Annotated in this window: 4 protein-coding genes and 1 other annotated feature; of the genes, 1 reads left to right on the forward strand and 3 read right to left on the reverse strand. The window is 38.8% G+C overall.

Annotated elements, in window-relative coordinates:
• Window positions 1–101: 101 nt before the first annotated feature.
• Window positions 102–351, reverse strand: a binding site (T-box leader).
• Window positions 352–570: 219 nt separating this feature from the next.
• Window positions 571–1,857, forward strand: coding sequence for an MFS transporter (locus V7659_RS23470; protein ID WP_335542577.1), 1,287 nt, complete (start codon window positions 571–573; stop codon window positions 1,855–1,857).
• Between the two features lie 29 nt (window positions 1,858–1,886).
• Here V7659_RS23470 and V7659_RS23475 read toward each other — a convergent pair whose 3' ends face one another.
• The 3 genes from V7659_RS23475 to V7659_RS23485 are packed head-to-tail and all read right to left on the reverse strand — an operon-like array spanning window position 1,887 to window position 5,432.
• Window positions 1,887–3,755 (reverse strand): PTS fructose transporter subunit IIABC, encoded by a 1,869-nt coding sequence (locus tag V7659_RS23475; RefSeq protein WP_335542578.1) that lies wholly within the window; start codon window positions 3,753–3,755, stop codon window positions 1,887–1,889.
• A 13-nt stretch (window positions 3,756–3,768) separates the two neighbouring features.
• On the reverse strand, window positions 3,769–4,683 hold the full coding sequence (pfkB, locus tag V7659_RS23480; RefSeq protein WP_335542579.1) for a 1-phosphofructokinase: 915 nt from the start codon (window positions 4,681–4,683) through the stop codon (window positions 3,769–3,771).
• Window positions 4,680–5,432 carry a DeoR/GlpR family DNA-binding transcription regulator gene (locus tag V7659_RS23485; protein ID WP_335542580.1) on the reverse strand — a complete coding sequence of 251 codons (753 nt, stop codon included), beginning with the start codon at window positions 5,430–5,432 and terminating at the stop codon, window positions 4,680–4,682. The genes pfkB and V7659_RS23485 overlap by 4 nt, the downstream gene beginning before the upstream one ends.
• Window positions 5,433–5,513: the final 81 nt, after the last annotated feature.

Below are 5,513 nucleotides of genomic sequence, written 5' to 3' on the forward strand. Positions count from 1 at the left end.
CTTTGATTTCTTTTATGAAATAATCCATTTTAGTTTTCATGTTAGGACTCCCTTCTAAATAAAAAAAAAATCGCCCTCTATATGCGCAAAAATTTACGCATATAGAGGACGATTCTATGGTCGTGGTGCCACCTCTGTTTGAAGCAGTTTGATCAACCTGCTTCCTCTTCAGATACGGAACAATCTGTTCGATATCCTATCCTTTTAACGGTGGAGACCCGTGCATCCCTACTTAGATTCAAGATGCCTCTCACAAGTCCATTCCACAAATCCTTTCTTATCGGGCTCCCACCTACCCCGACTCTCTTAAAAGAAACAAATTAGTGTACTCCTCTTGTTCAACGAGTTAATTATTTAACTTTGATTTATATCCTACGCAAATTTCACACTGAAGTCAAGAGAAAGATTTAAAAATTTTTAAATTAGTTTGAAAATTAACTTTCCTCCTCCAAGGTTTTAAATCATTGGCTTATTTATTAATTCCATTTAAAGGATGCTCCCACAAGGTTTTTTTTAAGTGAATAAGCGAATAGTAATAGTAGCAAATAACGAAGGCGGGATTGAAGATTAATGGAGCATATTGAGCATTTAAGCCAAAATCCAAAAGCTGCGAAAAAGAAACAATCGGCAGCGGGACAAAAGCGATCGAATGAAATAGCTAATCAGAAGTGGGCAATCATCTCACTGTCTTCCATTCCACTAGTCATGACGTTGGGCAATTCGATGTTAATACCAGTTCTACCTTCAATGGAAAAAAAATTATCGATTTCTTCCTTTCAAACCAGTATGGTTATAACTGTTTATTCGATTGTTGCTATTTTCTTAATACCTGTTGCTGGATACTTATCAGACCATATTGGTCGAAAAAAAGTCATTATTCCAAGCCTTATCATTGCTGGAATTGGCGGACTGATTTCAGGTTTTGCTGCATGGAAAATGGATGACGCTTATTGGATTATTTTAGCTGGCCGGGCCCTTCAGGGGGTTGGAGCAGCTGGAGCAGCTCCAATTGTTATGCCATTGGTCGGTGATATGTTTAAAAATGAGGATGATGTTAGCTGCTGTCTGGGTCTAATTGAAACATCAAATACATTCGGAAAGGTATTAAGTCCTATTTTAGGGGCTTTTCTTGCGGGATTCATTTGGTTTATGCCGTTTTTTTCCTTTCCAGTATTTTGTGTCATTTCTGTTTTAATGATTATGTTCCTGGTCAAAAGTCCAAAATCAACAGAGAAACCAATCCCATTTAAAGCTTTTTTCATCAATGTGAAGAAAACCTTTACTGAAAAGGGCCGCTGGCTATATGCCATCTTTTTTATTGGCGGAATCTTAATGTTTGTCCTTTTTGGAATTTTGTTTTATCTGTCTGAGCTTTTTGAAAAAGAATATGGCATTAAGGATATCAAGAAAGGATTCTTTCTAGCTTTACCACTTGGCGCTCTTTGTTTATCTTCGTTTATCAGCGGAAAAGTGATTAAGAAAAATAAAGTTCTAATGAAATGGATTACATTTGGCGGTGTGATTGCTACAGCCCTATCGATTGGTGCCTTGTGGTTTTCGATAAAACTTTGGTACGTAATTACCATGTTTCTTATTAGCGGTGTAGGTATTGGTTTAGGGCTTCCTTGTCTAGACGCGCTGATTACTGAGGGTGTTGAAAAGGAAGAAAGAGGCACCATCTCATCAATCTATAGTTCGATGAGATTTATTGGAGTGGCTGCGGGGCCACCGATTATTGCATTGTTACTAAAACAAGAAACCCATTGGATTTTTATCCTATTAGGTAGTTTAAGTATTATTGCAGCCCTTGTTGCATTGATAGCGATCAAACCGAAGGAACAAGACCAAAAGAGCTGAGGTTAGTCCTCAGCTCTTTTAAGTACTTATTATTTTACTGGTTTTTTTAGAAAACCGATTAATAATGCTGAAACAACAGAGCCCACTAAAATGGCGAGTGCATAAAGAAGGGCACCATTTTCTACCAATGGGACAACGAATATTCCACCATGTGGGGCACGGAGACCAATTCCGAATGCCATCGATAGTGCACCTGCAATGGCAGAACCAGCCATAACAGAAGGAATGACACGTAATGGATCCGCTGCTGCAAATGGAATCGCGCCTTCGGTAATGAAGGATAAGCCCATGACATAGCAAGCTTTTCCTGCGTCCCTGTCTTGATCATTAAATTTATTTTTGAAGAATGTCGTTGCAAGAGCAATTGCTAGCGGTGGAACCATACCTGCAGCCATAATTGCCGCCATTGGCTCATAGACACCACTTGCTAATAATCCTGTTCCAAATACATAGGCAGCCTTGTTAATTGGTCCACCCATATCAAAGGACATCATAAGTCCTAGTACAACACCTAATAATACGGCATTACCTGTTCCAAGGCCTGTTAACCACTCTGCTATTTCCTTGTTTATCCATGCTACTGGATTGTTTACGACATAATGCATCAAAAATCCTGTAATCGCAATTCCTAATAGAGGATAAATTAAAATACTTTTAATTCCTTCAAGAGAACGTGGAAGCCCTGCAAAAACCTTCTTTAACAGTAGTACAATGTAACCTGCAAGAAAACCTGCAATCAAACCACCAAGGAATCCGGCCCCGCCATGTGCCGCCATCATCCCTCCTACCATACCTGGAGCGAAACCTGGACGGTCAGCAATACTAAGGGCAATAAATCCTGCAAGTACTGGAACAATCAATGCAAACGCATTATCACCGCCGATGGCCTTGATTACTGCTGCAATAGGATTGTAGGATGGATCGTCTGGATTTGCCGAGTTATATCCGAACATAAAGCTAATTGCGATTAATATACCACCGCCAACAACAAAGGGAAGCATATTTGAAACACCATTCATCAGGTGCTTGTAAAAACCTGTACGAGCTCCTTTTTGATCCGATGATTTTTCACTTTGGCTGTTATTCCCTTTGAATATAGGGGCATCCTGATTTTGTGCCTTGTTAATTAATTGTTCTGGACGACGAATTCCTTCAGCCACTGCTGCCTGAATCACATGCTTACCTTTGAACCTATCCATTTCAACATTAATATCTGCGGCAATAATAACAGCTGTTGCATTTTCAATTTCTTCTTTTGTCAGGACATTTTTTGCACCGCCAGAGCCATTTGTCTCAACCTTAATGTCCACACCCATTTCAGCTGCTTTTGCTTTTAAAGAATCAGCCGCCATATAGGTATGGGCAATACCCGTTGGACAACCCGTCACAGCAACGATTAAGTTTTTCTTAGTTTCTGTCGTAGTTGGTGTTTCCTGTTTTTCTTCTTTGTCGTAGCGGTTAATAGTATCAAGGATTTCTTCAGGAGTTGTTGCCTTTAATAGCTCGTAACGGACTTCCGCCTTCATTAACAAACCAGAGAGCCGTGCTAATGCTTCTAAATGTGTATTATTTGCACCATCTGGAGCAGCAATCATAAAAAATAAATGTGCAGGTTTTCCGTCCAATGATTCATAATTCACACCAGTAGCTGATTTTCCAAAGACAATCGCTGCTTCTTTCACTACTTTTGTTTTAGCATGCGGGATGGCGATTCCATCTCCAATTCCCGTTGTACTTTGCTCTTCACGTTTTAAAATGGCTGCTTTAAATTCAGCACGATCAGATATTTTGCCGGCATTAAAAAGAACATCAACTAGTTGATCAATCGTTGCCTCTTTTTGATTGCCTTCAATATTTAATAGAATCGTATTTTTCGATAACAATTCAGTAATTTTCATGACATTCTCTCCCTTATCGAATCTCTTTTATATGAACTTGTGGAAGAAGTTCTTCTACTTTTTCCTTCGTACACAAACCAAGTGAAAAGGCTGTTGCACTTCCCGATGCCACACTATAGCGAAAAGATTCTTCAATATTTCTAGTTTTCACGTAAGCTGCTAAGAAACCTGCGACCATCGAGTCACCTGCACCTACTGAATTTTTCACTTCTCCTTTTGGAACTTCTGCCAAAAGTGTTGTTTCACTATTTATCAGAACTGCCCCTGCACCAGCAAGCGAAACAATTACATTCTTTGCCCCCATTTCAACGAGCTTTTTCCCATATGGAATGACTTCTTCAGCGGTGGTAATAGTTGTTTCAAATAGTTCCCCAAGCTCGTGATGATTCGGTTTGATTAATAATGGTTGATAAGGGAGAACTTTTTTCAATAAATCTCCTTCTGCATCTACTACAAAATGTGCGCTGCTTTCACTACAAATTTTGACCAGTTCCTCATACGTGGTTTTCGGTAAACTACTAGGAATGCTCCCAGCCAGTACCAATAAATCATTGGCACTTAATTGCTTAATTTTTTGCTTTAGTAATGAGAAGTTTTCTTCGGTAATTTTCGGTCCTTTTGCATTAATCTCCGACTCTTGACCCGTTTTTAGTTTTACATTGATTCGTGTATCTCCATCGACTTGAACAAAATCTGTTTCAATCTTTTCCTTATGAAGATATTGTTCAATGTAAGCACCGGTAAACCCACCAACAAAACCTAGTGCTATACTGCTTGTGTCAAATTGGTTCAAAACTGTTGACACATTGATTCCTTTCCCGCCTGGAAATTTCGCCTCATCGACTGTTCGATTTAACTCACCAATCTGAAAGCTCTCTAACTTAACGATATAATCAACAGAGGGGTTTAACGTCAATGTATAAATCATGCTGTCACAACCTTTATTGTAGTTCTATTTAAGTATTGCTTTTTTGATTCGTCATCCAATTCATTCGTAATAATGGCTGCTTCGTGTATATCTGCAATTTTGGCAAACGAGATTTCGGCAAATTTTGAATGATCCGCTAATACATATGTCTCTCTAGAAAGAGAAATAGCCTTTTGCTTTACCATAGCTTCCTCCTGATCTGGCGTGGTAAACCCAAATTGTGGATGAATGCCATTCACTCCTATGAAACATTTATCAAAACGGTATAGGTCTAAGCATGCTATGGCTCCCCTTCCGATGAAAGCATTAGTATTAGGCTTCACCAAGCCGCCAATTAAATAAGTGGTTATACCCTTGTCTAATAATGGTTTTAAATGCATAAACCCATTCGTGACAACAACGATATCCTTAAAAGGGAGGTATTCAATCATTTCAATTACAGTTGACCCTGCATCAAGATAAATGCTATCTCCTTCTTCCACTAAACTGGCTGCGTATTTTGCAATCAGTCGCTTTTCTTGAAGGTTTTTGGAAGATTTCTCAATCATACTAGGCTCTTGAAGTTTCCCTTGTAATCTTGAGGCGCCTCCATGTATTCTCTTTAAAAACTTTTGGTCCTCTAATTGTGAGAGGTCACGGCGTATAGTTGACTCCGAAGACGCAGTTAACTCCATAATTTCGGTAATTTTAACGACATTTTTCTCTTTTAATAATTGCAGGATCACTCGATGACGTTCTGGTGTTAACATGTCATCACCACCTAGATTTTTTATTCTATAACTACATAATACTGAAAACGATTGCAAAAATCAATCATTTTCTTTCAAAAC

The organism is Neobacillus drentensis (assembly GCF_036966985.1).
Classification (GTDB): domain Bacteria; phylum Bacillota; class Bacilli; order Bacillales; family Cytobacillaceae; genus Neobacillus; species Neobacillus drentensis_E.

Coding starts and splice junctions, on each gene's coding strand:
- V7659_RS23470 (WP_335542577.1), top strand. CDS start 571: ATGGAGCATATTGAGCATTTAAGCCAAAATCCAAAAGCTGCGAAAAAG.
- V7659_RS23475 (WP_335542578.1), bottom strand. CDS start 3,755: ATGAAAATTACTGAATTGTTATCGAAAAATACGATTCTATTAAATATT.
- pfkB (WP_335542579.1), bottom strand. CDS start 4,683: ATGATTTATACATTGACGTTAAACCCCTCTGTTGATTATATCGTTAAG.
- V7659_RS23485 (WP_335542580.1), bottom strand. CDS start 5,432: ATGTTAACACCAGAACGTCATCGAGTGATCCTGCAATTATTAAAAGAG.